This window comes from Streptomyces sp. NPDC050504 (assembly GCF_044458065.1).
Classification (GTDB): domain Bacteria; phylum Actinomycetota; class Actinomycetes; order Streptomycetales; family Streptomycetaceae; genus Streptomyces.
Genome location: NZ_JBITHO010000005.1, coordinates 104443 through 108146, shown reverse-complemented (window position 1 = coordinate 108146; position 3704 = coordinate 104443). Strand labels below are relative to the sequence as shown.

Genomic DNA, 3704 nt, shown 5'->3' with positions numbered 1-3704 from the left:
GCCGGAGCACCCCGCCGGGGCCCGGCGCCGTCCCGCTCTCCTCACGGACAGCGGGACGGCGCCGGGCCGTCCTGGCGTACGGGCCCGGACGACCCCGGCCGGGCCCCTTCCGGCCGGAGCCGGACCGGGCCCCGCGGATCTGCCGATCGGCAGATGTGCGCGAAGGCCGCGGAAGCGATCCTGAACGTGGAGAACGAAGGAGGCAGGACCATGGCACAGGCAACCGACAGTGCGATCGCCCCGCGATCGGTGCGGTCATCGGGAAAGGCACGCCTGCTGGCGCGCTGGCCGGAGTGGATCGGCTACGCGGCGTTCCTCGCGCTGTTCCTCTACGGGCTCGCCCACACGTACTGGGCCCTGGGCGGCGGCGGGTTCCCCTTCGGTGCCGACGACGCCAACCCCGAGTACTCGGCCTTCGAGCACGTGGGCCGCGCGCGGCTGGCGCCCTGGCTGGCCGCCGGGTTCCTGCTCGGCTCGGCCGCCGCGCTGCTGCTCGCGCTGCCCGGCCGCCACCGGGTCCCCGCCAAGGCGCTGTACGGGACGGCGGCGTTCGCGGTCGTCGCCGTGCTGGGCACCCTCGCCGACTTCCGGATCCTCGGCAACCTCGCCTACGTCTTCATGCTGAAGTTCAGCGCCATCAACTGGACCGTGATCAACCAGCTGTTCGCGGTCGCCTCGGTGTCGCTGCTGGTGGTCGCCGCCCTCGCCCACCAGCGCCGGACGACCGGCGCCTGCGGCAACTGCGGCCGCGGCGAGCGCGGCGCCGAGTGGACCTCGCCCGAGTCGGCCGCCCGCTGGGGCAGGAAGGCCGTCCACATCGCGGTCGCCGTCCCGCTCGTCTACGCCACCACGCGCTGGGCCTGGGCGCTGGGCTTCCCGCTCGGCATCTCGGACGAGCTGTGGGAGGAGGGCAAGGAGGACCACCTGTGGATCGCCGGCGCCGCCCTCGCCACCATGGGCGCCCTCGGCTCGCTGCTGACCCTGGGCCTCGTCCAGCGCTGGGGCGAGGTCTTCCCCCGCTGGATGGTGGGGCTGCGCGGCAAGCGGGTGCCCCCGGCGCTGGCCATCGTCCCGGCCTCGCTGGTCGCGCTCATGGTGACCATCGCCGGAATCATGTACATCCGGCTTCACCTCACGGGCGGCTTCGACAACCCCAAGGAGGACTGGGGCGCCACGGTCCCCGAGACCATCTGGCCGGTGTGGGGCGTCGCCCTGGCCGCCGCGGCCCTGGCCTACTACTTCCGGCGGAGGGGGACGTGCGGCCAGTGCGGCCGCGGGTGACGCGAGGAACCCGCGGGGGGCCGGTCCGGAAACGTGCGAACGATCCGGGGCCGGCCCTTTCTGCTGCGCCCTCGCGCACGAACGCGTCACGCGGGCCGAAACGCGCGGGCGCGGTCGCAAGTATTCGATACGGGCTGGAAAACGCGCCGGCCACCTTCCTACAACGGAATCCTTGCCAACGGTCGAAGAAGGAGAACGACATGGCGAACCCGGCCACGGACAGGAAGCCGCGGGACACGGCCGAAGCCGCCGCGGACGTCGTACGGCACGGGCGCTGGTGGTCCAGGTGGCCCGACTGGTCGGCGCCCCTGGCGGTGGTGTGGTCGGCGCTCTACGGCGCGGCCATGCTCTACTGGGCGCTCGGCGGCGAGGGGTACCCCTTCCAGCGGGTGCACGAGGACCGGTCGTCGGGCTCGCTCCTGGAGCCCAGCAGGGCCGACGTGGTCGCCCCGGTGCTGGCGCTGTTCTGCGCCGCGGCCGTCGTCGTCGGCGTCACGATGCTCCGCGGGCGGGGGACGGGCGGCGGACGCGGGCGCGTCGTGGCCTTCGGCTGGACCGCGGCCTGCGTGCTGATGTTCCTGATCCCCGACTACTCGCTGCTGGGCCTGCTGGTGTTCTCGCCGGTCCTGCTGGTCTTCGCCTTCACGGGAGTGCCGGGCCCCCAGGAGCTGGGCGACATCCTGTACTGGCACCGGATCAACATCATCTTCGTCTTCGTCGGCGGCCTGCTGTGGGCCGCGGCCACCCTCGCCCACCAGCGGCGCTCCGCCGGACTGTGCGTGCGCTGCGGGCGCGGCCCGCACGGCGCCGCCGCGTGGACCAGGCCCGACCGGGCGCTGCGCTGGGGGCGCGTCGCGGTGTACACGGCGGTGCTCTCCACGCTGCCGTACGACATCACCAGGATCGCCTGGTACTTCGGCTGGCCGCTGGGCATCTCGGACGCGTTCCTCAAGGACATGCAGGACACCCCGCACATGCTGGAGATGGGCCTCGCGCTGGGCGTCGCCTCGACCCTGGGCAGCCTGCTGATGCACGGCCTGGTCTGCCGCTGGGGCGAGGTGTGGCCGCGCTGGGTGTGGTTCAAGAAGGGCCGCCCCGTCCACCCGGCGACCGCGATCGTCCCCGCTTCGGTCGTCGCGGTGGTGCTGATCCCCGCCGGGCTGATGGCCGTCAGGGGCGTGGAGGCGGACTCCTGGGGGACGATGGGGCCCGCGATCTTCTGGGTCGTGTGGGGCGTCGCGCTCGGCGCGGCGACGCTGCTCTACTACGTCCGCCGCCGCGGGAGCTGCGGGGAGTGCGGCCGGGGCTGAGCTCCGGCGTCCCGGCGCCGTGGGGGGGGGGGGGCCCGCGGGGGGGGGGGGGCGCGGGGCGCCCCCCCCCCCCCCCCCCCCCCCCCCCCCCCCCCGGGGGCCCCCGGGGCCCCGGGGGGGGGGGGGGGGGGCCCCCCCCCCCCGCGGGGCCCGGGGGGGGGGGGGGCGGGCCCGCGCCCCCCCCGCCGCCCGCCCCCCCCCCCCCCCCCCACGGCCCGCGGCCGCGCGGTCCTTCCGCGCCGTGCGGCTACTTGGCCCGGCGGAAGCTGTGGATCGCGAGCGGCGCCATCACGGCCACCAGCACCACGCAGATCCCCAGCGGCGCCAGCACCGTGGTGAGGTGCGCGTCGCCCAGGGCCAGTTCGCGGGTCGCGGTGATCGCGTGCGACATCGGGTTGACCTCGGCGAAGGCCCTGAGCCAGGTGGGCAGCCCGTCCGTGGGCACGAAGGCGTTCGAGGCGAACAGCAGCACCATGTTGAAGATGCCGCCGATGGGCTGGAGCGCCTCGGGGCGGCGCAGCCAGGCGGACAGGGCCATGAACACCCAGCCCAGGGACCAGCCGAGGACCATCGCGACCAGCAGCGCCCCCAGCGAGCCCAGCACCCCGCCGTCGGGGCTGAACCCGAAGACCAGGGCCCCGGCGACCAGCATCACCAGCATGTTCACCGTGTTCAGCACGGTGTCGGCGATGCTGCGGCCCACCAGGATCGAGCCCGTGTGGATCGGCATGGAGTGGAAGCGGGCGATGATCCCGTTGTTGAGCTCCGTGGTCAGCGCGACGCCCGACTTGAGCCCCGCCGAGATCGACCCGGTGACCAGGAAGGCGGGCAGCAGGTAGTCGATGTAGCTGACGCCCGCGGGGAACGAGCTGGTCTGCGAGATGCTCTTGAAGACCTGGCTGAAGACCAGCAGCATCAGGATGGGCTCCAGCACGCCCGGCAGGACCAGCGAGGGCTCCCGCAGGGAGCGCAGCGACCGGCCGGACAGGACCTGGATCTGCTTCAGCACGCCCGTGCCCCCGTACCGGGCGGCGGGACGGGGCGCGGTCGGGGCGGCGGCCGGACGTTCGTCGGCCGGCCGGTGGGTGGTGGTGAGGGTCATCGGGGATTCCC

The 3704-nt window shown here is 74.5% G+C and carries 3 protein-coding genes; 2 read left to right on the top strand and 1 reads right to left on the bottom strand.

Translation table 11 applies throughout. The annotated features are described in order from the left end of the window. Positions 1–210: 210 nt before the first annotated feature. Together ACIBNE_RS19535 and ACIBNE_RS19530 are read left to right on the top strand one after the other, a co-directional pair. Positions 211–1281 (top strand): hypothetical protein, encoded by a 1071-nt coding sequence (locus tag ACIBNE_RS19535; protein WP_399273128.1) that lies wholly within the window; start codon positions 211–213, stop codon positions 1279–1281. Positions 1282–1481: 200 nt separating this feature from the next. Beyond that, complete coding sequence (locus tag ACIBNE_RS19530) at positions 1482–2591, top strand: NYN domain-containing protein (protein ID WP_399273126.1); 1110 nt, start codon at positions 1482–1484, stop codon at positions 2589–2591. 247 nt (positions 2592–2838) lie between these two features. On the opposite strand, the gene ACIBNE_RS19525 is transcribed toward ACIBNE_RS19530, so the two are convergent. Further along, positions 2839–3693, bottom strand: a complete 855-nt coding sequence (locus ACIBNE_RS19525; protein WP_399273125.1) for an ABC transporter permease — start codon at positions 3691–3693, stop codon at positions 2839–2841. Between the last annotated feature and the right edge of the window lie 11 nt (positions 3694–3704).